Below are 26,391 nucleotides of genomic sequence, written 5' to 3' on the forward strand. Positions count from 1 at the left end.
GCCCGTTACAACAGGTGCCCCGACTTGGCGGCCTTGGTCGCCAAGTAGGCGGCGTTGTCGCCGGTATGGCCGACCTTGAGCGGTACCCGTTCGGCCACGGCGATGCCGTTGGCCTCCATCATCGAGATCTTGGCGGGGTTGTTCGTCATCAGGCGGACCGTGCCAAAGCCCATTTGCCGCAGGATGGCGGCGCCGATGCGGAAATCGCGTTCGTCATCCTCAAAGCCGAGCCGGTGATTGGCCTCGACCGTGTCGAAACCCTGATCCTGCAGCGCATAGGCACGCATCTTGTTGGCCAGCCCGATACCGCGCCCTTCCTGGTTGAGGTAAAGCAGCACGCCGGCGCCTTCGGCCCCCATCTGCGCCAGCGCGGCCTGAAGCTGGGCGCCGCAATCGCATTTCAGACTGCCCAGCAGGTCGCCGGTGAAACAGGCGGAATGCAGCCGCGCCAGCACCGGGGCGGCGCGCGACGGGGCGCCGATCTCCACCGCGTAATGCTCTTCGCTGCCGTCGCGGGGGCGGAACACATGCACCCGCCCCGCGCGCGCCACGGCCAGCGGAACACGCGCCGAGACGACCTCTTCGAAGGTGGTGGACGTGGCGAGCGCGACGGCGGCCTCTTCGAGGGCCAGCAGCGTCAGGTTGTGGGTGTCGGCAAAGCCGCGCGCATCCTCCAGCCCAAGCGCCAGCACCGCCGGCAGCAGCCGGGCCGATTTGGTCAGCGCGATCGCGGCGCGGTGGGCGGCCACATCGCCATCGCGCCGGGTGACGAAGGGACCGAGCAGCGGCTTTTCCAAATCGTCGGCGGGCTCGGCCACCGCGCGCACCCAGTCCGGATCGGCCGTCTCGGGCAGCTCGATGCGGGCGAGGTCACCGTCATAGGGCCGCGCCTTGAGCGTCTTGGCGCGCCGCGCGGTGACGGCCAGCACGGGCGCGCCGCCGAGGCCGCGTAGCGCCGACAGGCGGGCGGCGCTGAGTGTTTCGGCGGCGAGGATCAACAGGCCCGCGTCTCCCGCCGCGATCACCACGGGCACCCCGATCCGCAGGTCGTTGCGCGCGCGGGCAAGCTGGTCGATGCTGTCGGGGCCGAGGGGCATGGTTGGTCCTTATGCTGTCGCCCGTTTAGCGGCAAATCATTCAAATATGAAACAAAAGCCGCTCCTGCCACACGCTTGCGTGAAAACCCTGTCGCAATTCTTGCAGCTTGGCCGACAGGCGACATCTGAGCCAGAGCGAATAGAGGAGGTCCGCCCATGAGCACCCTGAAGAAGATCTTGCTTGTCGATGACGACGAGGATTTGCGCGAGGCGCTCAGCGAGCAGCTTGTCATGACCGAGGATTTCGACGTGTTCGAGGCCGGCAACGGCGCCGAGGCGGTCGAAAAGGCGAAAGAGGCGCTTTACGACCTGGTCATTCTCGACGTGGGCCTGCCCGACACCGACGGGCGCGAGTTGTGCCGCAAGCTGCGCAAGCAGGGCGTCAAATGCCCGGTCCTGATGCTGACGGGCCATGACAGCGATGCCGACACCATCCTGGGCCTCGACGCGGGCGCGAACGACTATGTGACCAAGCCGTTCAAGTTTCCGGTGCTGCTGGCCCGCATCCGCGCCCAGCTGCGCCAGCACGAACAGTCGGAGGATGCGGTTTTCCAGCTTGGGCCGTACACGTTCAAGCCGGCGATGAAGATGCTGATCACCGAGGACGAGCGGAAGATCCGGCTGACCGAGAAAGAGACCAACATCCTGAAGTTCCTGTATCGGGCGACCGAGGGCGTGGTGGCGCGCGACGTGCTGTTGCACGAGGTCTGGGGCTACAATGCCGGGGTCACCACCCATACGCTGGAAACCCACATCTACCGCCTGCGCCAGAAGATCGAGCCCGACCCGTCGAACGCTCGTCTGCTGGTGACCGAATCGGGGGGCTACCGGCTGGTCGCCTGAGCGCGACGCCCTTGAGGCTCCGAAGGCCGCGCCCTAGGGTGGCGCGGCCCTTTTTTTGTCCGGAGACGCCCATGCCCTTCACGCTTGCCACCTGGAACATCAACTCGGTCCGCCTGCGGGCGGGGCTGGTGGAAAAGCTGCTGCGCGAGGAGGCGCCCGACATCCTGTGCCTTCAGGAATGCAAGAGCCCGGTGGAGAAGATCCCGCTGGAGGGGTTTCGGGCGCTGGGCTACGGCCATGTCGTGGCCCGCGGGCAGAAAGGCTATAACGGCGTGGCGATCCTGTCGAAGCTGCCGATCGAGGATGCGGGCGAGATGGATTTCGCAGCGCTGGGTCATGCCCGCCACGTGGCGGCGCGGCTGGAAAACGGGGTGGTGATCCACAACTTCTACGTGCCAGCCGGCGGCGACGTGCCCGACCGCGAGGTCAACGAGAAGTTCGGCCAGAAGCTCGATTACCTCACCGACATGCGCGACTGGTTCCGCGACAGCCGCCCGCAAAAGGCGATCCTGGTGGGCGATCTGAATATCGCGCCGCGCGAGGATGACGTGTGGAGCCACAAGCAGCTCTTGAAGGTGGTCAGCCACACGCCCATCGAGGTCGCGCATCTGGGCGATGCGCAAGAGGCCGGCGGCTGGGTCGATGTCACGCGGGCCGACATCCCCGAGGGGCAGCTCTATTCATGGTGGTCCTACCGCGCCCGCGACTGGGACTCCGCCGACAAGGGCCGCAGGCTCGACCATGTCTGGGCCTCTCCCGACATCGCGTCGGCGGCGCACCAGAGCCGCATCCTGCGTGCCGCGCGGGGCTGGGAAAAACCGTCGGACCACGCGCCGGTCTTCGCTACGTTCGAGCTGTAAACGAATTTGGCCCTTGGGTTTTTCGGGTCTGGCCCACATATATGGCGCAAATCGCCGATAAGCGGAGAGAACACCATGCTGGAACTTGGCGGCAATGCGGGCGCCGCGCCCAAGGCCGATCTGATCAAGGAAATTTCCGAGGCCACTTTCTTGCAGGACGTCATCGAGGCCTCGCAGGAGGTGCCGGTGATCGTCGATTTCTGGGCACCCTGGTGCGGGCCGTGCAAGACGCTGGGCCCGGCGCTGGAACAGGCCGTGACCGAGGCGGGCGGCAAGGTGCGCATGGTCAAGGTCAACGTCGATGAGAACCAGCAGGTCGCGGCGCAGCTGCGCATCCAGTCGATCCCGACGGTCTATGCCTTTTTCCAGGGCCAGCCGGTCGACGGCTTTCAGGGCGCGCTGCCCGCATCCGAGATCAAGGCGTTCGTCGACCGGGTGGCCGGGGCCGCGGGCGACGGCGGGCTGGCCGAGGCGATCGAGGCGGCCGAGGCGATGCTGACCGAGGGCGCTGCGGTCGACGCGGCCCAGACCTTTGCCGCGATCCTCGGCGAAGACCCCAAGAACGCCGCGGCCTTTGGCGGGCTGGTCCGCGCCCATGTGGCGCTGGGCGAGGTCGAGAAGGCCGAGACCTTGCTGGCCTCGGTTCCCGCCGAGATCGCGCAGGCGCCCGAGGTCGATGCGGCCCGCGCCCAGGTCGAGCTGGCCAAGCAGGCCGCCGATGCGGGCCCGGTGGCCGAGTTGCGCGCCGCGGTCGACCACGATCCCGACAACCACCAGGCCCGGTTCGACCTCGCCAAGGCGCTGCATGCCAACGGCGAAGTGGAGGAGGCCGTCGACCAGTTGCTGGAGCTGTTCCGCCGCGACCGCGAGTGGAACGATGCCGCCGCAAAGGAACAGCTTTTCACCATTTTTGAGGCGCTCAAGCCGCAGGATCCGGTTGTGCTGAAAGGTCGCCGAAAACTGTCGTCAATGATATTTGCCTGACCTGTCGCGAGGGCTAGGTTAACGGGCATGTTTCCAACCGCGGACCTGCCCGACACGATCCCCGTCTTCCCGCTTCCCGGGGCGCTTTTGCTGCCGCGGGCGCGCCTGCCGCTGCACATCTTCGAGCCGCGCTACCTGGCGATGCTCGACGATGCGCTGAAAACGCCGCACCGGCTGATCGGGATGGCGCAGCCGCGCGAGGTGCCCGAGGGCTGCGAGGCCAAGCTGCACCGGATCGGCTGTGCCGGCCGGGTCACGGCCTTTTCCGAGACCGAGGACGGGCGGTACATGATCACCCTGTCGGGCATTTCGCGCTACCGCATCCAGCAAGAGGTGTCCGGCTTTGCGCCCTACCTGAAGGCCGAGGTCACCTGGGACGGGTTCGCCCGCGACCTGGGGCCGGGCGAAGAGGACAACGGCTTTGACCGCGCGCCGTTTCTCGACCTTCTGTCGCGGTTTTTCGAGTCGCGCGGGCTCTCGACCGACTGGGACAGCCTGAAGGAGGCCGAGGAAGAGCTGCTGATCAACTCTCTTTCGATGCTTTGCCCCTTCGCGCCGGAGGACAAGCAGGCGCTGCTTGAGGCGCCGTCGCTGTCGACCCGGCGCGAAACCCTTGTCACGCTGATCGAATTTGCGCTACGCGGCGGCAGCAACGAAGAGGTGATGCAGTGACCGATACCCCTCAGACCGACCGCAAGATGCTTGAATCGCTGGTCTGCCCCGTGACGCGGGCGACGCTGTCCTACGATGCCGAGCGGCAGGAACTGGTCTCGAAGGCCGCGCATCTGGCCTTCCCGATCCGCAACGGAATCCCGATCATGCTGGTCGACGAGGCACGGCAGATCGACTAGCCGGCGGGCCCGGACGGCCCCCGAAATAGTCACACCACCCCAGCAAGTGTTACCCTACCCGCGCACAGCGATATCGGCGCCGGGAACGCCGATCCGTACCGGCAGGGCCCGGCTCGGCCGTTGCCCACAGGGAACGGCCGCGCATGGGGGCCTCGGGCGCCGCTCGTGCATTGACAGGGAGGGTACCATGACAAGCGAAAGAGCCGTGTTCCCTCGGCAAGAGGGTTTGCTTTACCTCGCGGAGGGCGGAACCGAGACCGAGATCATGTATCGCCACGGTCACGAGTTGCGCGAATTCGCGATGTTCGAACTGATGAACAAGCCCGCCGCGGTTGCGGACATGACGGACATGTATCGCCGCTATCTCGACATGGCGGCCAAGCATGGTTTCGCGGCGCTCCTGGCCGGGTTCGACTATCGCGCCAGCCCGGACTGGGGCGACAAGCTGGGATATTCCGCCGAGGGCCTGCGCGAGATGCAGCACAAATGCATCGACTTCCTGCGCGATGTCGCGCGTCCCTATGCCGGCCAGTTGCCGCGCGTCGCAGTGGCCGGATGCGTCGGGCCGCGCGGCGATGCCTACGCGCTGAACCGCGACATCACCGCCGACGAGGCCAAGGCCTATCACGCCACCCAGATGCAAACCCTCAAGGAATGCGGCGTCGATCTGGTCTGGGCCGCGACGATCAACAATGTGCCCGAGGCGGTGGGCATCAGCCGGGCCGCGGCCTCGGCGGGGCTGCCCGTCAACGTGTCCTTCACGCTCGACAGCCGTCACAGGCTCCGGTCAGGCCCGACCCTGAAAGAGGCGATCGAGGCGACCGATGCCCAGGCCGGCCCCGCCCGGCCCGACTCCTTCGGGATCAACTGTTCGCACCCGGTCGAGTTCGAACCGGCGCTGGAGCCCGGTGAATGGACCCGCCGCATCCGGTCGTTGCGCCCCAACGCCGCCAAGATGGACAAGGTTTCGCTCTGCAAGCTCGGCCATATCGAAGAGGGCGACCCCGAAGAACTCGGCCTGATGATGGGCGACCTGGCGCGGCGCTACCCCGATATCGACATCTGGGGCGGGTGTTGTGGAACCTGGGACAAGCATTTCGACCGCATTGCCTATCACGTGGGACAGGCCCGTTGCGAGACCATGCCAACCTGACCCTTGTTCCAGCGGCCTAAAGCGGTCGGCCCTTCATCAGCGCCGGCAGGTCGCCGGTCAGCCCGGCGGCCTCGCGGATGAAGCGGCGGCGCAGGGCGGGCACGGCGTTCACCGCGCCCATGCCGAGATCGCGGCCCAACCGCAAGATCGGGTTGTCGTTCGAGAAAAGCGTGTTGATCGCGTCGGTGCCCACGGCCATCGCCGTGGTGTCGAAGCGGCGCCAGCGCTGGTAACGTTCCAGCACGTCGGCCGCACCGAAATCCTCTCCCCGGCGGCGCGCGGCGACCAGCACCTCGGCCAGCGCGCCCACGTCGCGCAGGCCAAGGTTGAGGCCCTGGCCCGCGATGGGGTGCACCCCGTGGGCCGCGTCGCCCACCAGCGCGACGCGGGGCGCGACGAAGGCGTTGGCCAGCGTCAGGTTCAGTGGATAGGTAAACCGCTCGCCGGCCAGCGAGATTGCCCCAAGGAAATCGCCGAATCGCGGGCGCAGGGCAGACAGGTACCCCGCGTCGTCCAGCGCCTGAATGGTGGCGGCGGTCGCGCGGCGCTCGCTCCAGACGATCGAGCAGCGGTTGCCGGGCAGGGGCAGGATGGCCAGCGGCCCCGGCGGCATGAAGAACTGGTGCGCGATGCCGTGATGGGGCTTTTCATGGGCGATGGCGCAGACCAGCGCGGTTTGCCCGTAATCCCATCCGGTGCGGCGGATGCCGGCGCGTTTCGCGGTGCCGCTGCCCCGCCCGTCGCAGCCCACCAGCAGCGTGCCGCGCAGGCTTTGCCCAGAGGCTAGCGTCACCTCGGCGCCAAAGGCATCGACCTCTTGCGCGACCACGGTCTCGCCCGCGCGATGGGTGATGCGGGGATGCGCATCCATCGCGGCCAGGAAGGCGCGCCGCAGGTAACGGTCCTCCAGCATATAGCCCATCGGGCCTTCCTCGATCTCGCCATGGTCGAAATCGAGCATGAAGCGCGCCGGGCCCTCGCCCGCGCGGCCGTCGGTGGCCTTGATCTCCAGTATCGGCTGGCTGTGCTCGGCCACGCCGTCCCAGATGCCGATCGCGTCGAGCAGCCGTTTCGAGGCCAACGCCAGCGCATAGGCGCGGCCGTCGAATTCGGCGTCCGCCCGCACGGCCTCGGCCAGGGCGTCGATCACGGTGACGGTGAGACCGGCCTCGGCGAGGGCGATGGCCAGGGCGGGGCCGTTCAGCCCGCCGCCCACGATGAGGATATCCGAGTCAACGCTCATGGGGGGCAATATGGCGGGCTGGTCGGGATTGTCCATACGCGGCGGCGCCGGTAGCCTCGGTCGGGCGGATCGAGCGGGGAGGCAGGGCGATGAGCGAAGACTGGCTGGGCATGAGCGCGGGCGCGCTGGGGCGTGGCATCGGCGCGGGCGAGATCGACCCGGTGGCGCTGGCCGAGGCGTATCTCGGGGCCATCGCCGCGCACCCCGAGGCGGGGCGCATCTATGCCCGCACCACGCCCGAACGCGCGCTGGCCGAGGCGGGTGCGGCGCGCGAACGGGCGAAAACGGGCCATCGCCTCGGCCCGCTCGACGGGGTGCCGGTGTCGTGGAAGGATCTGTTCGATACCGCCGGGGTTGCGACCGAGGCGGGCTCGGCCCTGCTGGCCGGCCGCGTGCCGGGGCAGGATGCCGAGGTGCTGCGCAACGCCACCGCGCAGGGCCTCGTGTGCCTGGGCAAGACCCATATGTCCGAGCTTGCCTTTTCCGGGCTGGGGGTGAACCCGGTGACCGAAACGCCGCCCAACGTGCATGATGCGGGGGCCGCGCCGGGCGGGTCGTCGTCGGGGGCGGCGACCTCGGTGGCGTTCGGCCTGGCCGCCGCGGCGGTGGGGTCGGATACCGGCGGTTCGGTCCGCGTGCCCTCGGCATGGAACGATCTGGTGGGGCTCAAGACCACCGCCGGGCGGCTGTCGCTGGTTGGCGTGGTGCCGCTGGCCGCCCGCTTCGACACGGTCGGGCCCCTGACCCGCACCGTAGAAGACGCGGCGCTGATGCTGGCCGCGCTCGAGGGCGGCAAACCGGCCGATCTGCGCGACGCGACGCTGACCGGCGCCCGACTTATGGTGCTGACAACCGGCGCGCTCGACGATCTGCGCGATGCGCCCCGGGCCGGGTTCGAGATGGCCCTGGACCGGCTGGCCGCCGCCGGCGCGCACATCGAGCACCACGAGGCGCCCGAGGTGGCCGAGGCGCTGCCGCTGTCGGGGGTGCTTTACACCACCGAGGCCTACGCCACCTGGCGCGAGGCCATCGAGGCCGCGCCCGACAAGATGTTCGGCGAGATCCTCAAGAGGTTCCGCGCGGGCGGCACCCATTCCGGCGCCGATTACGTGGCTGCCTGGCAGCGGCTGGACGCGCTGCGCGCCCGGTGGGCGGCGCGGGCGGCGGGCTTTGACGCGGTACTGATGCCCACCTGCCCGATCTCGCCCCCCTCTGTCGCCCGGCTGATGGAGGATCCCGACTACTATGTCACCGAAAACCTGCTGACCCTGCGCAACACCCGCATCGGCAACCTGATGGGGGTGCCCGCGCTGAGCCTGCCCACCGGCGTGCCGGCGGCGGGGATCACCCTGGCCGGCCTGCCGGGGGGCGAGGAACGGCTGCTGAGGCTCGGGGCCGCGGCCGAAGCGGCGCTGACCTAAAAGCCACAACTCGCAGGCATGGGCCGGGCGCGGCCCGGCGCCGCGCTGGACCCGGACGGGGCGAGCCGGTATCGTCAGGCCATAACCGGGGCGCCAGACGATCCCGGCCTGAGGCAGTAACATAACAAGACAGGGTCAATGGCCTTTCCCGAGCGGTTTTCGAACCTGCCAGAATACGCTTTTCCGCGGCTCAGAGGGCTGCTGGACCATCACGCGCCCGGCGGCGCGCCTTTACACATGAGCATCGGCGAGCCGCAACATGCCTTCCCCGACTGGGTGGGCGGTGTCATCGTCCAGCATGCGCAGGAGTTCGGCAAATATCCCCCCAACGACGGCACACCCGAACTGCGCAGCGCGATCACCGACTGGCTGGCGCGCCGCTACGGCGTTCTGTTGTCGCCGGACACGCAGATATCGGTACTGAACGGCACCCGCGAGGGGCTGTTCAACGCGGCGCTCGCGCTCTGCCCCGAGCAGAAGGCCGGCGACAAGCCGGTGATCCTGACGCCGAACCCTTTTTACCAGGTCTATTCCGTTGCCGCGCTGGCCGCCTCGGCCGAGCCCGTTTACGTGCCGGCCACCGTCGGGACAGGCTATCTGCCCGACTACACCGCGCTGCCGGCCGAATTGTTGAACCGGGTGGCCATCGCCTATATCTGCTCGCCGTCCAACCCGCAGGGCGCGGTGGCCGACAAGGCGTACTGGGCCGAGCTGTTGCGGCTGGCCGAAAAGCACGACTTTCAGGTCTTCGCCGACGAGTGCTATTCCGAGGTCTTTCGTGAAACGCCGCCCCCCGGCGCGCTGGAGGCCGCCCACGAGATCGGCGCCGACCCCGAGCGCGTGCTGGTGTTCCATTCGCTTTCGAAACGCTCGAACCTGCCGGGGCTGCGCTCGGGCTTCGTTGCCGGCGGCCCGGCGAGCCTGACACGGATCAAGCAGTTGCGCGCCTATGCCGGCGCGCCCCTGCCGATACCCCTGCAACGGGTGGCCGAGAGGCTATGGGCCGACGAGGCGCATGTGGCCCACAGCCGAGCCCTCTACCAGCGCAAATACGGTATTGCCGACACTGTCTTCTCGGGCCTGCCCGATTATCGCCGGCCTGCGGCGGGGTTCTTCTTGTGGCTGCCGGTCGAGGATGGCGAGGCGGCGGCGCTGAAACTTTGGCAAGAGACCGGGGTGCGGGTGCTGCCCGGCGCGTATCTGTCGCGCGACGTGGGCGACGAAAACCCCGGAGCCGGCTATATCCGGGTCGCTATGGTGGCCCCGGAGCAAGAATTGCAGCACGGGCTGATCCGGCTTCGTGACTGTCTGTACGGTTGAGGAGGCGAGCAGGATGGCTTCGTACCAGGCGAAACAGCGCAACCCGCTTCTGGATTCCAACATGCAGGCCGCGATCGAGCGGCGCGGCAAGGAGTTGCTGGGCCTCGTCCTGATCGCGTTGGGCGCGCTGGCGGCGATGATGCTGGGCTCTTACGTGCCCGAAGACCCGAGCTGGCTGTCGGCCACCGACGCGCCGGCGGAAAACCTGCTGGGCCGGTTCGGCGCCTCGCTGGCCTCGCCGCTTTACATCATCGTGGGCTGGGGCAGCTGGGGTCTGGCGGCGGTGCTGGGCGTCTGGGGGCTGCGTCTGCTGGCCCACCTGGGCGAAGACCGCGCCCTGGGCCGGCTGATCTTCGCGCCCATCGCCGTGGCGCTGATGTCGGTCTACGCCTCGACCCACGTGCCGCCCGAAACCTGGAGCCACAGTTTCGGGCTGGGCGGGCTGTTCGGCGACACCGCACTGGGGGCGGTGCTGGGCGTCGCGCCGGTGACCGCCGGGCTGGGCCTCAAGATCATGGCCGGGCTGTCGGGGCTGGCGGCGGTGGCGCTGGGCCTGTTCGTCCTGGGGGTGGACGGCGACGAGTTGAAAGCGTTCTTCCGCTTCCTGCTGGTGGGCGTGATCATGTCTTACGCCGGGATCATGTCGCTGCTGGGCCGCTCTGCGCGGGGTGCGCTGCGCATTGCGCAGACGCTGAATGACAGGCAACGCTCCGAACGCTCGGCCCGCGCCGAACGCCGGTCCGAACGCCGCGCCGCTGCACACGAACCCCCGCGCGTGACGCGCCGGGCCCCCGTTTCGGCGGCCCCGGCCCCGGCGGTCGAGTCCGAAGACGCGCTGCCGGTTTCCGCGCGTCCCGGACTGTTCTCGCGCCTGCCCGCGCTGGTCCGCCGGTCGCCCGAGCCCGAGGTGGAGCCCGAACTGGTCGAACCCGAACTGCCCGAGACGGACGAGGCGTTCGCCCCGGTCTCGGAAGAGCGGATCAAGGCGCGCATCGCCGATGTCATCAAGAGCCGTGCCCGGCAGACCCCGAGCCTGACCGCGCTGCGGCCAGAGCCGCCGGTGGTGCGCAACCGGCGCGGTCCCCAGCCGCTGATCGCGGATGCCGCGCCGCGCGGCGTGGCGGCCGAGCCGCCGCTGGGCATGCCCGAAACTGCACCGGCCGAGGAGGCGCCAGAGGCGCAGGAGGAGGCGCCGCTGATGCTTCAGCCGGCGTCGCCGCCGCGCCCGTCCGCCGCGGCGCAGGCCGCGCGCCCGGTCGTTCAGCACCCGCCCAAGCGCGCGCCCCAGCCCTCGCGCCAGGCCCGGCAAGAGGCTCAGCCGGCGCTGCAATTCGACGACCCTGCGGCGGGCTACGAACATCCGCCCCTGTCGCTCTTGACCAACCCTGCCGTGATCGAGCGGCTGCACCTGTCCGACGAGGCGTTGGAGGAAAACGCCCGGATGCTGGAAAACGTTCTGGACGATTACGGCGTCAAGGGCGAGATCGTCAGCGTGCGCCCCGGCCCGGTGGTCACCATGTACGAACTGGAACCGGCCCCCGGCCTCAAGGCCAGCCGGGTGATCGGGCTGGCCGACGACATCGCGCGGTCGATGTCTGCGCTGTCGGCGCGGGTCTCGACCGTGCCGGGCCGCAGCGTGATCGGCATCGAGCTGCCCAACGCCGAGCGCGAAAAGGTGGTCTTGCGCGAAATCCTGTCGGCGCGCGATTTCGGCGATTCGCAGATGCGGCTGCCGCTGGCGCTGGGCAAGGATATCGGCGGCGACCCGGTGGTCGCCAACCTCGCCAAGATGCCCCACCTGCTGATCGCGGGCACCACGGGCTCGGGCAAGTCGGTGGCGATCAACACGATGATCCTGTCGCTGCTCTACAAGCTCAGCCCAGAGGAATGCCGGCTGATCATGATCGACCCCAAGATGCTGGAACTCAGCGTCTATGACGGCATCCCGCACCTGCTGTCGCCCGTCGTCACCGACCCAAAGAAGGCTGTCGTGGCGCTGAAATGGGTCGTGGGCGAGATGGAGGAACGCTACCGCAAGATGTCCAAGATGGGCGTGCGCAACATCGAGGGCCATAACGGCCGGGTGCGCGACGCGCTGGCCAAGGGCGAGATGTTCTCGCGCACGGTGCAGACCGGGTTCGACGACGAGACCGGCGAGCCGATCTTCGAGACAGAGGAGTTCGCCCCCGAGGCGCTGCCCTACATCGTGGTCATCGTCGATGAGATGGCCGACCTGATGATGGTCGCCGGCAAGGAGATCGAGGCCTGCATCCAGCGCCTGGCGCAGATGGCGCGGGCCAGCGGCATCCACCTGATCATGGCCACCCAGCGCCCCTCGGTCGACGTCATCACCGGCACGATCAAGGCCAACTTCCCGACCCGGATCAGCTTCCAGGTGACGGGCAAGATCGACAGCCGCACCATCCTTGGCGAGCAGGGCGCCGAGCAGCTGCTGGGCATGGGTGACATGCTGTACATGGCCGGTGGTGCCAAGATCACCCGTGTGCACGGCCCGTTCGTGTCCGACGAGGAGGTGGAAGAGATCGTGCGCTACCTCAAGGCCTACGGCCCGCCCGACTATGTGGGCGGCGTGGTCGAGGGCCCCGACGACGACAAGGAAAGCGATATCGACCTTGTGCTGGGCCTTGGCGGCAATACAGACGGCGAGGATGCGCTTTACGACCAGGCGGTGGCCATCGTGCTGAAAGACCGCAAATGCTCGACCTCCTACATCCAGCGCAAGCTGGCCATCGGATACAACAAGGCTGCGCGGCTGGTCGAGCAGATGGAGGAAGAGGGCGTGGTCAGCGCGGCCAACCACGTGGGCAAGCGCGAGATCCTGGTGCCCGAGCAGGGCTGATCGCTGCGTTGTGACCGGCTTCGGGCTGGCAAGTGCGATGCGGAGCGGTAGAGTGCGCGCATGAAAACGCTCAGCCTCGCCTTCGCCCTGTTGTTCGCCGCGCTTCCCGCGCTCGCCGATCCGATCCCGCTGGCCGAGCTGTCGCGCTACCTCAACGGCATCGAAACCGCCCAGGGGCGGTTTACCCAGGTCAATGGCGACCGGTCGGTCTCGACCGGCACCGTCTACATCCGGCGCCCGGGGCGCATCCGCTTCGAGTACGACCCGCCCAATGATGCGCTGGTCATGGCCGGAGGCGGGCAGGTGGCGGTGTTCGACCCGAAGTCGAACCAGCCGCCCGAGCAATACCCGCTGAGCCGCACCCCGCTAAGCCTGATCCTCGACCGGCAGGTGGATCTGCGCCGCGCGCGGATGGTGGTGGGCTATGGCGCAGAGGGCAGCACGACCCGCGTGACCGCCCAGGACCCGGACAACCCCGATTACGGCACGCTCACGCTGTTTTTCGCGGACGATCCTGTGCGGCTTGTCCAATGGGTCGTCGACGACGGCAGCGGCAGCCCGGTGCGCGTTGCGCTGGACGACCTAGAGACGGGTGTCAGCTTGGGCGCCAGCCTGTTCAATATCGTGCTGGAGGCCCGCAAGCGCGGCGAAGACTGACCGCGGCAAGACGGCCGGCCGACCCTTTTGGCAAACAGCCGGTGGCAACGGGGCGGTGGAAAGGAAACGCCGCGCCCGGGCGGCGCGGCGTTGGTTTTGCGCCTGTCCCGGGGCTCAGGCGGACCTGCGGCGTTTGAACAGGCCGATCATGACAATGCCCAACCCGAGAAGCGGCAGCGACGCGGGCAGCGGAACCTCACCGGGGCCATCCGCCTCGGCCATGATATTGCGGAAGAACTGCTGCGACTGCGTCGACGCCGGGTCGTCGTTGAAGTTGCCGTCGCCCAGGCCGACCACCCAGCCGCTGCCATAGCCGATTTTGACAACGGCGGCATCGCCGTCGCTATCGGTGGCTAGGGTGGTGTAGGCCCCCGCGGTGAAGTCGGTCCCGGCGACGAAGCCGAGGCTGGTGCCCGCCACACCATTGGCGAGCAGCGCGTCGCTGCTGGCGGCCCATGTGCCTCCGGATGCCCCGTTTCCGGTCACGCTGAGACCGAACGGGGTAAACCAACTGTTGTAGTTGCCGGCCGAGTTGACAGACGTGTTGTCGGCCCCGATCACCAGTGTGCCACCTGCCGCGACAAAGCTCTGGAGCGCGGCGATCTCGGGCGCGGTTGAGGCCGTGTCGAGCATGCCGGTGTAAAACACGTCGAGACCGGCCAGATAGGCCGCGCTCACGGTGCCGGTGCCGGCGGTCACGGAATGCCCGTCATTGATGATCGCGTTGCGGATGTCATCATAATTGCCGCCATCCAGCTGATATGACAAATAGGTCCGCGACGAATCCAGGCTGCCGATCGAGGCGGCCATGGCCGGCGCTGCCGACACGGCCGCGACCGCGAGCGCGAAACAAAGGTTTTTGAACATCATATTAAAAGCCCCCTGATATCTATGACACTAAAAGGTTGAATGACGGCGCTGTCGCACGTCAATGAAAACCGACATGGATAAGCCCCTGATTGCGCGATTCCGACGTTTTTTCGCACAAGGGCGGTTTCACTGCGGCGCTATTGTTTCCCGATGCGAAACAGGTCGTCTTTATTTTACATGCAATTGCACACCTGGCCGATGCTGCGAAGCATGTGCTCAACGCAGTGCAGCCGGGTTTTCGGCCGCAGCGTCGCGCCCTACCGCCGACGGCAGCGCCGAAGCTGTGCGTCGTAAGTCGCCGAGCGCGCCGCGACGCGGTGGGACACCCGCACAAGCCACGGCTTGGCGCGATAGCTGCCGCGGGCAAACCCGGCCTGGCCCTCGTGATAGGCAAGATACTGGTTGCGCGCGTCCGACAGCGCGATGCCGTTCCTCTTGCGGGTCTCGTTCATGTACCAGCCCATGAAATCGGTAGCATCATAGATGTCGTGCCGCTTGGCGCGCCGGTTGCGGGTGTCGCGCTTGTAGGCGTCCCAGGTGGAATCGATCGCCTGCGCATAACCGTAGGCAGAGCTTTGCCGGCCCATCGGAATCACGCCGAGGGCGAACCGCAACGGCGTGCGTGCATCGCCGTCGAACTTGCTTTCCTGGTGGATCACCGCCATCTGCACGTGAACGGGGACGTGCCATCGCCGCTCGGCGCGCTTCATTGCGCGCAGGTATTTCGGCCGCTGGTTCACGATGCTGCAGGCATCGTCCAGATTTCGCGGCGGCACCCTGTCGCCGCCGCCCCCACAGCCGGCCAGCACCAGCATGAGCGTAAAAAGAAGGACCCTGCTCATCTGCCCCTCTGCCTCTTGGTTTTTTATTGATTTGAGAATAGTCGAAAACCGCCCCCGGCGAAACGCCAAAGCCGGCCCCTCAGATCAGAAATGCGAGAGCGAGCGGCAGCGACACCACCGATATCAGCGTCGAAACGACGACGAGGCCTGCCACCGCCTCGGCATCGGCGCCGTATTTCTCGGCCAGCAGGTACGAGGTGACGGCGACGGGTGTCGAGACCTGCAAGACCAGCACCGCGAAGGGCACCGGGTCCAGCTGGAACCACAGCCCCACGCCCCAGGCGGTGGCGATGCAGATCACGACCTTGACGAGCGACAAAACGAAGGACAGCGCCAGGTGGCTGGGATGCAGCCGCGCGATCGCCACGCCTAACGTGATCAGCATCAGCGGAATCGCCATCTGCCCGATCAGTTCCAGCGTGTTGGTCAGAAAGACCGGCGTCTGCCAGCCCTGCCAAAGGAACACCCCGCCCAGCAGCGTGGCGCCCACCAGCGGCTCCTTGACCACCTTCAGCGGCGAGCCGCCGCCCGAGACCAGCCACACCCCGATCGTGAACGAGTAGATCGCCATCACCGCGAACACGACCACGGCATAGCCCAGCCCCTCTTCGCCAAAGGCGAAGAGCGCCAAAGGCAGGCCCATGTTTCCGGTATTGCCGAAGATGATCGGGGCGAGGTAGGTGCGCCGGTTAAGCCGGCCGATCAGCACCACCAGCAGGCACAGCACCGTCACGCCCGCATAGGCCACAACCGCCGCGAGCGACAGCGTGGTCAGCGCCGCGGGGTCGATTTCGGTCTTCATCAGCGCGGTGAACACAAGGCATGGCACCCCGAGCGTCATCGCCAGCCTTGTGACGAACTGCACCCGGTACTCGAACCCCAACCTGACCCAGGCAAAACCCACCGCGGCAAGCAGGAAAACCGGCGCCACGATTTCCATCACTGTCAGGACGATGTTCACAAACTGTTTCCCCGAAAACCGTGCTGTCGCATGGACTTTTTTGCGCTTTCCGGTTTACTAACGAAGGGTAGGGGCTGCAAACCAATGCTTAAGACGCACGCCAAATATCATTTGGGCCAAGTTGTACGGCACAGAAAACATCCGTTTCGCGGCGTGGTTTTCGATGTCGACGCGATGTTTTCGAATTCCGAAGAATGGTATCAGGCTATCCCCGAGGATAGCCGGCCGAGCAAGGACCAGCCCTATTACCACCTGCTGGCCGAGAACGACCAAAGCTATTATGTGGCTTACGTGTCCGAGCAAAACCTCTTGCCCGACGAAACCGGCGAACCGGTGGACCACCCCGATCTCGAAGATCTCTTCGGCGATTTCGAGGACGGGCATTACCCGCTGCAATTCCAGCTGAACTGAGGCGCCGGGCTAGTAGCCCAGCGCGCAGCCGTCCTTGCGCGGGTCCGACGCGCCCTGCAGCACCCCGCTTTCCTCGTCGATGACGATCGCCTGGGCGCCGCCCAGCGCGCTTTCGGGCGTGGCCACGTCATGGCCCATGCCGGCAAGCTCTGCACGCACCGCGTCGCTATAGCCGCGTTCGAGCATCAACTGGCCCTCCAGCGGAAAGCTGCGCGGCGCGTCCAGCGCGGCCTGCGGATCCATCCCGTAATCGACGACATTGGACAGAACCCGCGCATGCCCCGCCGGCTGATAGGGGCCGCCCATTACGCCGAACGGCATGATCACGCGGCCATTCCTTTTCATCATCGCCGGGATGATCGTGTGCATCGGGCGTTTGCCGCCGTGGGCCTCGTTCGGGTGGCCCTCGGCCAGGGTAAAGCCCGCGCCGCGGTTCTGGAAATTGATCCCGAACTTCTCTGACGCCAGGCCCGAGCCGAAGCTGTGGAAGATCGAGTAGATCAGCGACACCACCATCCGGTCGCGGTCGATCACGGTGATGTAAATCGTTTCCTTGTGCACCGACTCCGACACCGCGGCGGCGTCGGCCATCGGCCGGTCCGGGTCGATCAGTGCGGCCAGTTTCTCGGCCGTCTCGGGCGCCAGCATGTGGTCGAGCCGCCGGGTCTGCCCGGCGTCGGCGATGAAGCGGTTGCGCGCGTCATAGGCCAGCTTGGCCGCCTCGGCCTCCAGATGGGCGCGGCGCGCGCCCCACGGGTCCAGCGCGGCGAGGTCGAATTGCGCCAGGATGTTGGCCATCAGGATCGCCGTGGCGCCCTGCCCGTTGGGCGGATGCTCGACCAGCTCGACATCGCGGTAGGGGCCGCTCAGCGGCGTGGTGTATTCGCAGGCGGTTGCCGCGAAATCGTCCAGCGTGTGCACCCCCCCGACGGCGTTGAGCGAGGCCACCATGTCCTCGGCCACCTCGCCCTCGTAAAAGGCCGCGCGTCCCTCCATCGCGATTCGGCGCAGCACTTCGGCCTGTTGCGGCGCGCGAAACACCTGGCCCGGCCGCGGCGGGGCGCCGTTCAGCAGGTAGTGCTCGCGCGCGGCGCCCTGCAACGCGTCGCTCGCGCGCGCCCAGTCAAAGGCGGTGCGCGGGGCCACGGGCACGCCCGCCGCGGCATAATGGATCGCGGGCGCGAGGCTTGCCTTCAGCCCGGCCCGGCCCCAGTCGCGCGACAGCCGGCAAAAGGCGTCGACCGCACCTGGAACGGTCACGGCCTCGGGTCCCTGCGGCGGCACCGCGGCGAGGCCCCGGTCGCGCATCGCGGCGGCCGACAGGGCGGCGGGCGCCCGGCCCGACCCGTTCAGCGCAACGATCTCGTCGCTGTCGGATGGGCGGATCAGCACGAAACAGTCGCCGCCCAGCCCGGTCATCTGCGGCTCGCAAATCCCCAGGAGAACGGCGCCGGCCATTGCGGCATCGACAGCGTTGCCACCGGCCTCGAGCATCTGCACCGCGACCTTGGCGGCCAGCGGGTGCGACGTGGCGCACATCCCGTTCGTGGCGAAGACGGGCGAGCGGCCCGGAAGCTGGAAATCGCGCATTTCTACAGGTCCTCCCATTCGGTCGGGCCAGACCGTAGACTGCGCGCAAATCGAAGCCAATGTGTAAATGGAGGGAGGAAGAGACCTCGACGCCGCGCACTGGGTGGGGGCTGTTGACGCGGCGCCGAGGGAAGCCTTATGCAGCTACAATTCCGAAGTTGGCGCCCGACTGCGGCCCCGGTGAGGGCGAAATAAGGCGGTTTTTGGGCGTTGTCACAGATGGCGTGACGGTGCCGGCCGATCACCCAAGCGCGATCTCGAGATCGAGACAATTGCCGCCGGTCATCCGGCGATAGGCCGCGCGGGCCGAAAGCGCGCGGATCAGCGTCCAGCCAAAGCCGCCCTCGGGCAGGGTGCCGCGGGCCGGGGCCCGCGCAGGCGGGGCGCCGTCGGGCATCGGCGCGCCATGGTCGCACAGCCGCACCCGCGCCAGGCCGCCCTCGCGGCGCAGCGCAAGGGTGACGCGCCCCGCCGGCTGGCCGCGATAGGCATGTTCGACGATATTGTTCAGCGCCTCGGCCAGCACGATCTCAACCCGGCCGCGGGTCTCGGGCCCGAGACCGGCCTCGGTCAGGTGACGCGCCACTGTCGCCAGGCTGCGTCGCACCTCGAAAGGCCGCGCGGCGAAATCCAGAACCAGGGCCGGCGCCGCCCCCGGCCCGCCCTGCCCGGCGCCGGCCAGCGGGCAGAGCGGTCGGGCGGTCATGCCCCGGCCTCTCCCAGCGCCGCCTCGGGGCTTTCGTGGATGGTAAAGACCGAATCCATCCGCGTCAGGCGGAACACCTTTTCCACGGTAGGGGTCAGCCCGGCCAGTTCCAGCCGCCGCCCCTCGCCCATCAGTTTCAGAACGGCGACCACGGCGCCCAGTCCCGAACTGTCGAGAAAGCCCACCTGCGACAGGTCCAGCACCACGCGGTCGGGTCCGCCGGCGGCGATCTCGCGCATGCGGTCCTTGAACTGGATCGCCACCGCCGCGTCGATCCGCGGCTCCTCGACGATGACCCATAGCGCGCCGCCCCGTGTCTCCGGCCTGAGTTGCATGGTTGCCTCCAGCTGCATGTCGCGGCAAGGCTAGACGGCAATCCTTACCATTGGGTAAGGCTCAACCGACGGATCGGGGAGGTCGGCATGGACGAGGTAGTGATCTGCGGCGCGGCGCGCACGCCGATGGGCGGCTTTCAGGGGGTGTTCGCGGGGGTCGATGCGCCCAGCCTCGGCGGCACGGCGATTCGCGCCGCGATGCAGGGCGCAGGCGTCGACACGGTGGACGAGTTGCTGATGGGCTGCGTCCTGCCGGCCGGCCAGGGCCAGGCCCCGGCGCGCCAGGCGGGCTTTGTCGCCGGGCTCGGCGAAGAGGTGCCGGCCACCACGGTCAACAAGATGTGCGGCTCGGGCATGAAGACGGCGATGATGGCGCATGACCAGATCGCGCTGGGTGGCGCGCAGGTCATCTGCGCCGGCGGCATGGAAAGCATGACCAACGCCCCCTATCTCTTGCCCGCCATGCGCGGCGGGGCGCGCATCGGCCATGGCCAGGCGCTCGATCACATGTTCCTCGACGGGCTCGAAGACGCCTATGACAAGGGCCGGCTGATGGGCACCTTCGCCGAAGACTGCGCCGAGGCGTTCCAGTTCACCCGCGAGGCCCAGGACGATTATGCACTGCGCTCGCTCTCGAACGCGATCGAGGCGCAGAAAACCGGCGCCTTCACCGGCGAGATCGCACCGGTCACCGTGACATCGCGCAAGGCCGAGACCGTGGTCGCCGAAGACGAGCAGCCCGGTAACGCCCGGCCCGACAAGATCCCCCATCTCAAGCCCGCCTTCCGCAAGGAGGGCACCGTCACCCCGGCCAATTCCTCCTCCATCTCCGACGGTGCGGCCGCGCTGGTCCTCGCCGGCCGAGCCGCCGCCGCGGCCCGCGGCCTGCCGCTCCGCGCGCGCATCCTGGGCCATGCCAGCCATGCCCAGGCGCCCGGCTGGTTTACCACCGCACCGGTGCCGGCGGCGCAGAAGCTCATGCAAAAGATCGGCTGGTCGGTGGCCGATGTCGACCTGTGGGAGGTGAACGAGGCCTTCGCGGTCGTTCCCATGGCCTTCATGCGCGAGATGGGCCTGCCCCGCGACAAGGTCAACGTCAACGGCGGCGCCTGCGCGCTGGGCCACCCGATCGGCGCCTCGGGCGCGCGCATCATCGTCACCCTGCTCAACGCGCTGGAACACCGCGGCCTCAAGCGCGGCGTCGCCGCCATCTGCATCGGCGGCGGCGAAGGCACGGCCATCGCCATCGAACGCCCCTGAGGCTTCTTCTGGCCGCAAATATCCTCGGGGGGTGAATGGGCCGTCAGGCCCAGAGGGGGGCAGACAGCCCCCCTTGCCCCGTCGCCAAGGAGCACCGCCCATGCGGATCGACTACGACGCCCTGTCCAAGACGCTCGCCGCGCTCACCGAGGGCGAAACCGACACGGTCGCGCTGATGGCCACCATGGCCTGCGAGTTGCACCATGCCGACGATCGCTTCGACTGGACCGGGTTTTACCGCGACGTCGGCGGCGGGCTGTTGAAGATCGGGCCCTACCAGGGCGGGCATGGCTGCCTTGCCATCCCCTTTGGTCGGGGCGTCTGCGGCGCCGCGGCGCGCACCGGCGAGGTGCAGCTCGTGGCCGATGTCGAGGCCATTGCCGACCATATCGCCTGTTCGGCCTCCACCCGGTCCGAGATCGTGCTGCCGGTCTGGAACGCTGACGGCGTGCTCCTGGGCGTGCTCGACATCGACAGCGACCGTCCGGCGGCCTTTGACGAGGCCGACGCCGAGGGGCTTGCGCGGCTGCTGGCGGCGACCTTCGCACGATGAGCTTTCACGGCTGGGCGGTTTTCGCGCTCTTCTGGGCGCTTTTCGTCACCACGCCCGGGCCGAACGCTGTGAACTGCATCGCCAACGGCATGACGCATGGCTTTGCCCGGTCGCTCTGGGGGGTGGCGGGCATCCTGACCCAGGCGGTCTTGTTTCTCACGCTGTCGGCTGGCGGCATCACCGCGCTGATCGCGGCCAGCCCGACGCTTTTCGCCTGGCTCAAGCTCGCCGGAGCGGCGGTTCTGATCTGGCTGGGCCTGCGCGGCTGGCGCAACGCGGCCATCGCCGTGGCGCCGCGGCCGGCCTCGGGCGGGTCGATCTACACGCGCGCCTTCCTGATCGCCACGATCAACGCGAAAAGCATCGCCGGATACCTCGCCGCCTTTTCCCAATTCGTCGAACCGGGCGTGCCCATCGCCCGGCAGATGGGCGCGATCTTTCCCACTGCGCTCGCGCTGACCACGCTGTCCTATGCGACCTATACCGGGCTCGGCGCCTGGCTGGGCCGGATGGCCCTGGGCGCGGTGATGAACGTGCGGCTGCGCCAGGGGCTCGCGCTTTGTTTCATCCTTTATGGCGGGCTTTTGGGGGTTTCGGCGCTGCCGTGAGCTTGCAGTCCGGCGGCCGAGGGGCTACCGCCCGGTGCCATGTGCGATACCTATGCCCCGCCCGACACGCCCCTCGCGGTCGTCCACCAGGATCACGCGCTTCTCGTGGTCGAAAAGCCCGCGGGGCTTTTGTCGGTGCCGGGCAAGGGCCCGCATCTGGCAGATTGCCTGCTCGCCCGCGTCCAGGCGGCCTTTCCCGAGGCCCTGCTGGTGCATCGGCTGGATCGCGACACATCGGGCGTGATCGTCTTCGCGCTGACGCCCGCGGCCCAGCGCCACCTCGGCCTGCAATTCGAAAAACGGCAGGTCAGGAAGACCTACGTCGCGCGCCTGTGGGGGCGGCTGGAGCCCAAGACCGGCACCGTGGATCTGCCGCTCATCGTCGACTGGCCGAACCGGCCGCGGCAGATGGTCGACCACGCCAACGGCAAGCCCGCCATCACCGACTGGCGCGTGGTCCGGCACGAGGCGGACGCGACGCGGGTGCGGCTCTATCCCAAGACCGGGCGCAGCCACCAGCTCAGGGTGCATATGAAGGCGGTCGGCCACCCGATCCTGGGCGATCCGTTCTATGCCGAGGGGCCGGCGCGCGCCGCGCCGCGGCTGATGCTGCATGCCGAGGCGCTGCAGTTGCGCCACCCCGATGGCGGGCGCGGCATGCGCTTTCGCGCGGCCTGCCCGTTCTAGGCTTAACCGGGCGACAACCCGTTTCGGCCCAGGGTGCCTCTGCAAGGAGGCCGCCATGGCAAAGACGTTCACCCCGCCCGACACCGAGTTCGCCACCGCGACCGGCGGCAACGTCAACGACAGGCCGGGCATCAGCAGCATCGATCATCCGCCGTGGTCCTGCGCCGATCTTGTGATCGCCCCGAACGGGCGAGATACCGATCCGCGCCTTTTCGCGGTGGGCGAGACCTGCCGCCTGAGCTTTGCCGGGCCCGGCGGTCCCAGGGTGCTTGAGGATGCCGTGATCCTTCGCAGCGACGATCTGGCGGCGGGTCAGGGCGCGGTGGTGTTCGAGGGGAACGACCAGCATGGCGACGTGGTGCAGGTGGTCTGGTCGCCCGGGTTCGACCTGCACGCCTGGTACCGGAACCATTTCGAGCCCGGCGCGCGGCCGGGTTTTTATACCACCGACCGGCGGCCGGGCGATTTTCGTCATGTCTGCTTTGCCAGCGGTACGCTGATCGCCACGCCGCAGGGGGCCGTGCCGGTCGAGCGGTTGCAGCCGGGCCAGCGCGTGTCGACACGCGACGACGGCGCGGTGCCGGTGTTGTGGGCGGGGCGCAAGACCATGCCCGGCCTTGGCGCGGCCGCGCCGGTGGTCTTTGCGCCCGGAACGCTGGACAATACCCGGCCGCTGGTGCTGTCGCAGCAGCACCGGGTGCTGATGGCCACGCCACGGGTCGCGCTGGCGTTCGGCGTGCCCGAGGTGCTGGCGCCGGCCAAGGCGCTGATCGACGGGCGCTCGGTCTGGCTGGCGCCGCGGCGCGAGATCACCTATTGCCACCTGCTGTTACCGATGCACGCAATACTCGACGCCGAGGGTGCGGGGTGCGAAAGCCTGTTTCTGGGCGATGTCGCCCAGCGCGCGCTGGGGGCCGAGGAGGTCGCCGAAATCGCGTCGTTCTTCCCCGAACTGGCCGCGGCCGCGGGGCCGGGGCGACTGCTCGCCGCGCGGCCCATGCTCAGGGCCGGGGAGGCGCGGCTGTTGCGGGCCGAACAGGCGCGCGTGGGGCACGGGGGGCCGCCGGCCGTTCTGCCGGCGGCGTGACGGGCCTCAGGCCGCGGGGTCCCAGCCGCTGACGGCCTTGACCTCGCAAAACTCCTCCAGGCCCCATTTGCCGCCCTCGCGCCCGTTGCCGGACCTTTTGACCCCGCCAAAGGGGCTGCCCGCGCCGCGCGACTGGCCGTTCATCTCGACCATGCCCGAACGCAGCCGCCGCGCCAGGCGGTTGCGCCGGGCGCCGTCTGCGGTCTGCACATAGTTGGTCAGCCCGTAGTCGGTATCATTGGCGATCTCCAGCGCCTCGTCCTCGGACCGGAACGGGATCATCGAAAGCACCGGGCCAAAGATTTCCTCGCGCGCGATGGTCATGTCGTTGGTGACGTCGGCAAAGACGGTGGGGCGGGCGAAATATCCGCGGTTCAGCCCGTCGGGCCGCCCGGTGCCGCCGGCGACAAGCCGCGCGCCCTCGTCGATGCCTTTCTGGATCAGGTCCTGAACCTTGTCGAATTGCGCGGCGCTGGCCAGCGGGCCGATCTGGCGCCCGGACTGAGAGGCCGGCCCGACGGCCATGCCCTCGGCCAGCGCTTTTGCCGTCTCGACCGCGTCGTCGTAGACCGACCGCTCGACCAGCATCCGCGTCGGTGCGTTGCACGACTGGCCGGTATTGTTGAAGCAGTGCAGAACGCCACGCTTGACCGCCTTTTCGTCGGCATCGGCGAAGATCAGGTTGGCGCCCTTGCCGCCCAGTTCGAGATGTACGCGCTTGAGCGTGTCGGCGGCATTTTTCGAGATCGCGGTCCCGGCGCGGGCGGACCCGGTAAACGAGATCATGTCGACCCCGGCATGGCCCGACAGATCGGTGCCCACCCCGGCCCCGTCGCCGTTGACGAGGTTGAACACGCCCTTGGGTACGCCGGCCTCGTCCAGGATCTCGGCAAAGACGATGGCCGAGAGCGATGCGATTTCCGAAGGTTTCAGCACCATGGTGCAGCCGGTGGCAATCGCCGGGATCACCTTGAGCGTGATCTGGTTCATCGGCCAGTTCCACGGCGTGATCATGCCGATTACGCCCGCGGGTGCCATCAGGATGCGGTCGGTGGGCGAGTCTGCGTCTAGCGGGCGCTCGAACTCGAACGCCTCGAGCGCCTTGATGAAGTTGTGGATGTGATAGGCGCCTGCGCCGACCTGTGCCGCGCGCGCGAATTCGATCGGCGCGCCCATCTCGCGGCTCATCGCCTGGGCCAACTCTTCGCCGCGGGCATTGTAGATCTCGAGGATGCGCTTGAGCAGGGTCAGGCGCGCGGCCTTGTCGGAAAACGCCCAGCTTTCGAAGGCTTTTTTGGCGGCGCCCACGGCGGCATCGGTATCGGCCGGGCCACCCAGCGAAACGGTGGCAAAGGGCTCTTCGGTCGAGGGGTCGATCACCGCGCAGTCGCGGCCCTCTCGCGGGGCGACCCAGCCCCCGTCAATGTAGAAGTCACGTTTCTCGATCATGGGGACCTCCCTGGGTTGCGACACACCGTCCTATGCGAGCGTTTTGCGGCCTTCAGGGGCTGCATGGGTGCAATTTAGAACGTATCTAAGCTGCATAATTCCCACCGACAGGAAAGACCGAGTCCATGGCATTGCGCATCAATGACACCGCCCCCAACTTCACCGCCGACACCACCGAAGGCAAGATCGACTTTCACGACTGGATCGGCGACAGCTATGCCGTCCTGTTCTCGCATCCCAAGGATTTCACCCCGGTCTGCACCACCGAGTTCGCGGCCGCCGCCAAGCTGGCCGACGGTGCGCACCACCTTCATCATCGGCCCCGACAAGAAGATCCAGCTGATGCTGATCTATCCGATGACCGTGGGCCGCAACTTCGACGAGATCATTCGCGCGCTGGACGCGATCCAGAACACTACCGGCAAGCCGGTGGCCACCCCCGCCGACTGGCGCCCGGGCGACGACCTGATCTTGGGGCTCGCGCTGACCACCGACGAGGCGAAGGAGAAATTCGGCGAGGTCGAGGAAATCTTCCCCTACCTGCGCAAGGTCAAGGCGACGGCGGCCTGATCGGGGTTTCGCACCCATAACCGCAGCCCGGCGGGGCGCGGTGAGCAGGGCGCGTCGCTTTGGCGGCACGCCTTTGTTTTGTCGGAGGGCTTGGAGTTCTGTCCGAAAGCCGGGCAAAGGCGCAACGAAAGCGGGGCCGGCGCTGGCCCGGCGCCCTCCGCTCGAGTCCGGGCCAGGTGCGATAAATCGAAGGCAGAACGGCCCTGCAACGCCTTGAGAGGGCTAATTCCTGCGCGCCTGCGGGGCGGTCGCGTGGTATGGATTGCCCCATGTGGCGTGCCATCAGGGTTTTCTTCGTCGGGCTGGCCGTGGCGATTGCCGGCGTCTGGCTGTTGTCGCAGCCCAGAAACGACCGCGACTGGCGTGCCGATTACGCCCGTCAGCCGCAGGTGGCGCGCGGCGCGGACGCGCCGGTCTTGCGCAACATCCGCAACTGGTCCTATGCCCCCGACGGCACCCCGACCGCGACCCCCTGGATCGAGCGCGCGCTCGACCCTGGCGCGCTGCGGCAAGCATGGTTCGTGGTCGAACCCTTCGGCCCCAGCCCGGCCATCGCCCACACCATGTTCGCCTTCGAGTTCGAAGATGGCGCGGTTTTCGTCGCCTCGATCGAGGCGCGGCGCGAGGTGGGCGAGAGCTATAGCGCGGTGAAGGCCGCGCTCTTGCCGATCTACGAATATATCGTCGTCTGGACGACCGAGCGCGACATGTACGCCAACAGCGAATTCGTGACCGGCGACCAGTTGTTTCTTTATCGGCTGGATATCCCGCTGGCGCATCAGCGCGCGATCCTGGGCGCGATGATCGACAGGACCGAGGCTTTGCAGACGCAGCCGCGCTGGTACAACACGCTGTTCGCCAATTGCTCGAACCTGCTGGCCCGCGTGGTCAACGGCCTGCAGGCCGGGGCGGTGCCGCTGCATTATTCATGGATTCTGACGGGCTATGCCGACAGCTACCTCCATCGGCTGGGCTATATCGGGCTGGGCGAGGGTTTCGCCACGACAGAGCGCCGGGCGCATATCTCGCCGCTGATCCCGCGCGCCTATGGCCAGACCGACCCGGCGGCGTTTTCGGCGCGGCTCAGGGCGCTGATGGACGGGCGCGCCGTGCCGGGCTGAACTGAAAGGGCCCCGGCATCGCTGCCGGGGCCCTTCCCCTGGTCGGAAACGC

Annotated in this window: 26 protein-coding genes and 1 pseudogene; 18 read left to right on the forward strand and 9 right to left on the reverse strand. The window is 67.9% G+C overall.

The features are described from left to right. Positions 1-5 precede the first annotated feature (5 nt). Positions 6-1,097 (reverse strand): GTP cyclohydrolase II, encoded by a 1,092-nt coding sequence (ribA, locus tag Ga0609869_RS07315; protein ID WP_125408452.1) that lies wholly within the window; start codon positions 1,095-1,097, stop codon positions 6-8. Positions 1,098-1,253: 156 nt separating this feature from the next. Here ribA and Ga0609869_RS07320 point away from each other — a divergent pair, with 156 nt between their 5' ends. The 6 genes from Ga0609869_RS07320 (at position 1,254) to Ga0609869_RS07345 (ending at position 5,788) form a co-directional block, all read left to right on the forward strand. Continuing rightward, on the forward strand, positions 1,254-1,940 hold the full coding sequence (locus Ga0609869_RS07320) for a response regulator transcription factor (protein ID WP_125408453.1): 687 nt from the start codon (positions 1,254-1,256) through the stop codon (positions 1,938-1,940). A gap of 71 nt (positions 1,941-2,011) precedes the next feature. Beyond that, positions 2,012-2,800, forward strand: a complete 789-nt coding sequence (locus Ga0609869_RS07325) for an exodeoxyribonuclease III (RefSeq protein ID WP_125408454.1) — start codon at positions 2,012-2,014, stop codon at positions 2,798-2,800. 75 nt (positions 2,801-2,875) lie between these two features. Then, a complete protein-coding gene (trxA, locus tag Ga0609869_RS07330) occupies positions 2,876-3,784 on the forward strand; it encodes a thioredoxin (RefSeq protein ID WP_211336852.1) in 909 nt (302 codons plus the stop codon). 27 nt (positions 3,785-3,811) lie between these two features. Continuing rightward, entirely contained in the window at positions 3,812-4,456 is a 645-nt protein-coding gene (locus Ga0609869_RS07335; protein WP_125408455.1) for an LON peptidase substrate-binding domain-containing protein, read from the forward strand. Between the two features lie 26 nt (positions 4,457-4,482). After that, on the forward strand, positions 4,483-4,635 hold the full coding sequence (locus Ga0609869_RS07340; RefSeq protein ID WP_125408736.1) for a Trm112 family protein: 153 nt from the start codon (positions 4,483-4,485) through the stop codon (positions 4,633-4,635). Positions 4,636-4,822: 187 nt separating this feature from the next. Next, positions 4,823-5,788, forward strand: coding sequence for a homocysteine S-methyltransferase family protein (locus tag Ga0609869_RS07345; RefSeq protein WP_125408456.1), 966 nt, complete (start codon positions 4,823-4,825; stop codon positions 5,786-5,788). Between the two features lie 16 nt (positions 5,789-5,804). Here Ga0609869_RS07345 and Ga0609869_RS07350 read toward each other — a convergent pair whose 3' ends face one another. Continuing rightward, entirely contained in the window at positions 5,805-7,031 is a 1,227-nt protein-coding gene (locus Ga0609869_RS07350) for an FAD-dependent monooxygenase (protein WP_125408457.1), read from the reverse strand. An 89-nt stretch (positions 7,032-7,120) separates the two neighbouring features. Here Ga0609869_RS07350 and Ga0609869_RS07355 point away from each other — a divergent pair, with 89 nt between their 5' ends. The 4 genes from Ga0609869_RS07355 (at position 7,121) to Ga0609869_RS07370 (ending at position 13,289) form a co-directional block, all read left to right on the forward strand. Then, positions 7,121-8,452 (forward strand): amidase, encoded by a 1,332-nt coding sequence (locus Ga0609869_RS07355; protein ID WP_170168875.1) that lies wholly within the window; start codon positions 7,121-7,123, stop codon positions 8,450-8,452. Positions 8,453-8,590: 138 nt separating this feature from the next. Further along, positions 8,591-9,772, forward strand: a complete 1,182-nt coding sequence (locus Ga0609869_RS07360) for an aminotransferase class I/II-fold pyridoxal phosphate-dependent enzyme (protein WP_125408458.1) — start codon at positions 8,591-8,593, stop codon at positions 9,770-9,772. A 13-nt stretch (positions 9,773-9,785) separates the two neighbouring features. Continuing rightward, positions 9,786-12,632, forward strand: coding sequence for a DNA translocase FtsK (locus Ga0609869_RS07365; protein WP_125408459.1), 2,847 nt, complete (start codon positions 9,786-9,788; stop codon positions 12,630-12,632). A 60-nt stretch (positions 12,633-12,692) separates the two neighbouring features. Continuing rightward, the gene (locus Ga0609869_RS07370) at positions 12,693-13,289 is read left to right on the forward strand and encodes a LolA family protein (protein ID WP_125408460.1); all 597 of its coding nucleotides are present in this window, start codon (positions 12,693-12,695) and stop codon (positions 13,287-13,289) included. Between the two features lie 114 nt (positions 13,290-13,403). Here Ga0609869_RS07370 and Ga0609869_RS07375 read toward each other — a convergent pair whose 3' ends face one another. The 3 genes from Ga0609869_RS07375 to Ga0609869_RS07385 all read right to left on the reverse strand — a co-directional run bounded on the left by Ga0609869_RS07375 (position 13,404) and on the right by Ga0609869_RS07385 (position 15,962). After that, positions 13,404-14,159 carry a VPLPA-CTERM sorting domain-containing protein gene (locus Ga0609869_RS07375; protein WP_125408461.1) on the reverse strand — a complete coding sequence of 252 codons (756 nt, stop codon included), beginning with the start codon at positions 14,157-14,159 and terminating at the stop codon, positions 13,404-13,406. Positions 14,160-14,416: 257 nt separating this feature from the next. After that, positions 14,417-15,001 carry a transglycosylase SLT domain-containing protein gene (locus tag Ga0609869_RS07380; protein WP_125408462.1) on the reverse strand — a complete coding sequence of 195 codons (585 nt, stop codon included), beginning with the start codon at positions 14,999-15,001 and terminating at the stop codon, positions 14,417-14,419. Positions 15,002-15,080: 79 nt separating this feature from the next. Continuing rightward, positions 15,081-15,962 carry an AEC family transporter gene (locus Ga0609869_RS07385; protein ID WP_125408463.1) on the reverse strand — a complete coding sequence of 294 codons (882 nt, stop codon included), beginning with the start codon at positions 15,960-15,962 and terminating at the stop codon, positions 15,081-15,083. Positions 15,963-16,046: 84 nt separating this feature from the next. Between Ga0609869_RS07385 and hspQ the strand changes: the two genes are divergently transcribed. Next, positions 16,047-16,373, forward strand: coding sequence for a heat shock protein HspQ (gene hspQ / locus Ga0609869_RS07390; RefSeq protein WP_125408464.1), 327 nt, complete (start codon positions 16,047-16,049; stop codon positions 16,371-16,373). Between the two features lie 9 nt (positions 16,374-16,382). Here the strand turns inward: hspQ and Ga0609869_RS07395 are convergent, their stop codons facing one another. From Ga0609869_RS07395 to Ga0609869_RS07405, 3 genes are all read right to left on the reverse strand, one after another. Beyond that, positions 16,383-17,963, reverse strand: a complete 1,581-nt coding sequence (locus Ga0609869_RS07395; RefSeq protein ID WP_125408465.1) for a gamma-glutamyltransferase family protein — start codon at positions 17,961-17,963, stop codon at positions 16,383-16,385. A gap of 241 nt (positions 17,964-18,204) precedes the next feature. Then, the gene (locus tag Ga0609869_RS07400; RefSeq protein ID WP_125408466.1) at positions 18,205-18,669 is read right to left on the reverse strand and encodes an ATP-binding protein; all 465 of its coding nucleotides are present in this window, start codon (positions 18,667-18,669) and stop codon (positions 18,205-18,207) included. Continuing rightward, positions 18,666-19,004, reverse strand: coding sequence for an STAS domain-containing protein (locus Ga0609869_RS07405; protein ID WP_125408738.1), 339 nt, complete (start codon positions 19,002-19,004; stop codon positions 18,666-18,668). The genes Ga0609869_RS07400 and Ga0609869_RS07405 overlap by 4 nt, the downstream gene beginning before the upstream one ends. An 87-nt stretch (positions 19,005-19,091) precedes the next feature. Between Ga0609869_RS07405 and Ga0609869_RS07410 the strand changes: the two genes are divergently transcribed. The 5 genes from Ga0609869_RS07410 to Ga0609869_RS07430 all read left to right on the forward strand — a co-directional run bounded on the left by Ga0609869_RS07410 (position 19,092) and on the right by Ga0609869_RS07430 (position 23,199). Further along, the gene (locus Ga0609869_RS07410; RefSeq protein WP_125408467.1) at positions 19,092-20,264 is read left to right on the forward strand and encodes an acetyl-CoA C-acyltransferase; all 1,173 of its coding nucleotides are present in this window, start codon (positions 19,092-19,094) and stop codon (positions 20,262-20,264) included. Between the two features lie 100 nt (positions 20,265-20,364). Further along, positions 20,365-20,817 (forward strand): free L-methionine (R)-S-oxide reductase MsrC, encoded by a 453-nt coding sequence (locus tag Ga0609869_RS07415; RefSeq protein ID WP_125408468.1) that lies wholly within the window; start codon positions 20,365-20,367, stop codon positions 20,815-20,817. Then, positions 20,814-21,425 (forward strand): LysE family translocator, encoded by a 612-nt coding sequence (locus Ga0609869_RS07420; RefSeq protein WP_125408469.1) that lies wholly within the window; start codon positions 20,814-20,816, stop codon positions 21,423-21,425. The genes Ga0609869_RS07415 and Ga0609869_RS07420 overlap by 4 nt, the downstream gene beginning before the upstream one ends. Before the next feature lie 39 nt (positions 21,426-21,464). Continuing rightward, on the forward strand, positions 21,465-22,112 hold the full coding sequence (locus Ga0609869_RS07425) for a pseudouridine synthase (RefSeq protein ID WP_125408470.1): 648 nt from the start codon (positions 21,465-21,467) through the stop codon (positions 22,110-22,112). A 55-nt stretch (positions 22,113-22,167) separates the two neighbouring features. Next, positions 22,168-23,199 (forward strand): Hint domain-containing protein, encoded by a 1,032-nt coding sequence (locus Ga0609869_RS07430; protein WP_170168876.1) that lies wholly within the window; start codon positions 22,168-22,170, stop codon positions 23,197-23,199. A gap of 6 nt (positions 23,200-23,205) precedes the next feature. On the opposite strand, the gene Ga0609869_RS07435 is transcribed toward Ga0609869_RS07430, so the two are convergent. After that, on the reverse strand, positions 23,206-24,648 hold the full coding sequence (locus tag Ga0609869_RS07435; RefSeq protein ID WP_125408472.1) for an aldehyde dehydrogenase family protein: 1,443 nt from the start codon (positions 24,646-24,648) through the stop codon (positions 23,206-23,208). Between the two features lie 125 nt (positions 24,649-24,773). Between Ga0609869_RS07435 and Ga0609869_RS07440 the strand changes: the two are divergent. Continuing rightward, a pseudogene (locus Ga0609869_RS07440) lies at positions 24,774-25,218 on the forward strand (redoxin domain-containing protein). Positions 25,219-25,487: 269 nt separating this feature from the next. After that, positions 25,488-26,339, forward strand: a complete 852-nt coding sequence (locus Ga0609869_RS07445) for a lipoprotein N-acyltransferase Lnb domain-containing protein (RefSeq protein WP_170168877.1) — start codon at positions 25,488-25,490, stop codon at positions 26,337-26,339. Positions 26,340-26,391 lie beyond the last annotated feature (52 nt).

Source organism: Rhodovulum iodosum, assembly GCF_041020385.1.
Taxonomy (GTDB): domain Bacteria; phylum Pseudomonadota; class Alphaproteobacteria; order Rhodobacterales; family Rhodobacteraceae; genus Rhodovulum; species Rhodovulum iodosum.

Bases quoted from the DNA above. Each gene is read 5' to 3' on its own strand.
- Ga0609869_RS07355 (WP_170168875.1), top strand. From the start codon at position 7,121: ATGAGCGAAGACTGGCTGGGCATGAGCGCGGGCGCGCTGGGGCGTGGC.
- Ga0609869_RS07400 (WP_125408466.1), bottom strand. From the start codon at position 18,669: ATGACCGCCCGACCGCTCTGCCCGCTGGCCGGCGCCGGGCAGGGCGGG.
- Ga0609869_RS07360 (WP_125408458.1), top strand. From the start codon at position 8,591: ATGGCCTTTCCCGAGCGGTTTTCGAACCTGCCAGAATACGCTTTTCCG.
- trxA (WP_211336852.1), top strand. From the start codon at position 2,876: ATGCTGGAACTTGGCGGCAATGCGGGCGCCGCGCCCAAGGCCGATCTG.
- Ga0609869_RS07420 (WP_125408469.1), top strand. From the start codon at position 20,814: ATGAGCTTTCACGGCTGGGCGGTTTTCGCGCTCTTCTGGGCGCTTTTC.
- Ga0609869_RS07340 (WP_125408736.1), top strand. From the start codon at position 4,483: ATGCTTGAATCGCTGGTCTGCCCCGTGACGCGGGCGACGCTGTCCTAC.
- Ga0609869_RS07335 (WP_125408455.1), top strand. From the start codon at position 3,812: ATGTTTCCAACCGCGGACCTGCCCGACACGATCCCCGTCTTCCCGCTT.
- Ga0609869_RS07350 (WP_125408457.1), bottom strand. From the start codon at position 7,031: ATGAGCGTTGACTCGGATATCCTCATCGTGGGCGGCGGGCTGAACGGC.
- ribA (WP_125408452.1), bottom strand. From the start codon at position 1,097: ATGCCCCTCGGCCCCGACAGCATCGACCAGCTTGCCCGCGCGCGCAAC.
- Ga0609869_RS07395 (WP_125408465.1), bottom strand. From the start codon at position 17,963: ATGCGCGATTTCCAGCTTCCGGGCCGCTCGCCCGTCTTCGCCACGAAC.
- Ga0609869_RS07435 (WP_125408472.1), bottom strand. From the start codon at position 24,648: ATGATCGAGAAACGTGACTTCTACATTGACGGGGGCTGGGTCGCCCCG.
- Ga0609869_RS07320 (WP_125408453.1), top strand. From the start codon at position 1,254: ATGAGCACCCTGAAGAAGATCTTGCTTGTCGATGACGACGAGGATTTG.
- Ga0609869_RS07430 (WP_170168876.1), top strand. From the start codon at position 22,168: ATGGCAAAGACGTTCACCCCGCCCGACACCGAGTTCGCCACCGCGACC.
- Ga0609869_RS07370 (WP_125408460.1), top strand. From the start codon at position 12,693: ATGAAAACGCTCAGCCTCGCCTTCGCCCTGTTGTTCGCCGCGCTTCCC.
- Ga0609869_RS07415 (WP_125408468.1), top strand. From the start codon at position 20,365: ATGCGGATCGACTACGACGCCCTGTCCAAGACGCTCGCCGCGCTCACC.
- Ga0609869_RS07345 (WP_125408456.1), top strand. From the start codon at position 4,823: ATGACAAGCGAAAGAGCCGTGTTCCCTCGGCAAGAGGGTTTGCTTTAC.
- Ga0609869_RS07425 (WP_125408470.1), top strand. From the start codon at position 21,465: ATGTGCGATACCTATGCCCCGCCCGACACGCCCCTCGCGGTCGTCCAC.
- Ga0609869_RS07375 (WP_125408461.1), bottom strand. From the start codon at position 14,159: ATGATGTTCAAAAACCTTTGTTTCGCGCTCGCGGTCGCGGCCGTGTCG.
- Ga0609869_RS07445 (WP_170168877.1), top strand. From the start codon at position 25,488: ATGTGGCGTGCCATCAGGGTTTTCTTCGTCGGGCTGGCCGTGGCGATT.
- Ga0609869_RS07405 (WP_125408738.1), bottom strand. From the start codon at position 19,004: ATGCAACTCAGGCCGGAGACACGGGGCGGCGCGCTATGGGTCATCGTC.
- Ga0609869_RS07325 (WP_125408454.1), top strand. From the start codon at position 2,012: ATGCCCTTCACGCTTGCCACCTGGAACATCAACTCGGTCCGCCTGCGG.
- Ga0609869_RS07380 (WP_125408462.1), bottom strand. From the start codon at position 15,001: ATGAGCAGGGTCCTTCTTTTTACGCTCATGCTGGTGCTGGCCGGCTGT.
- hspQ (WP_125408464.1), top strand. From the start codon at position 16,047: ATGCTTAAGACGCACGCCAAATATCATTTGGGCCAAGTTGTACGGCAC.
- Ga0609869_RS07410 (WP_125408467.1), top strand. From the start codon at position 19,092: ATGGACGAGGTAGTGATCTGCGGCGCGGCGCGCACGCCGATGGGCGGC.
- Ga0609869_RS07365 (WP_125408459.1), top strand. From the start codon at position 9,786: ATGGCTTCGTACCAGGCGAAACAGCGCAACCCGCTTCTGGATTCCAAC.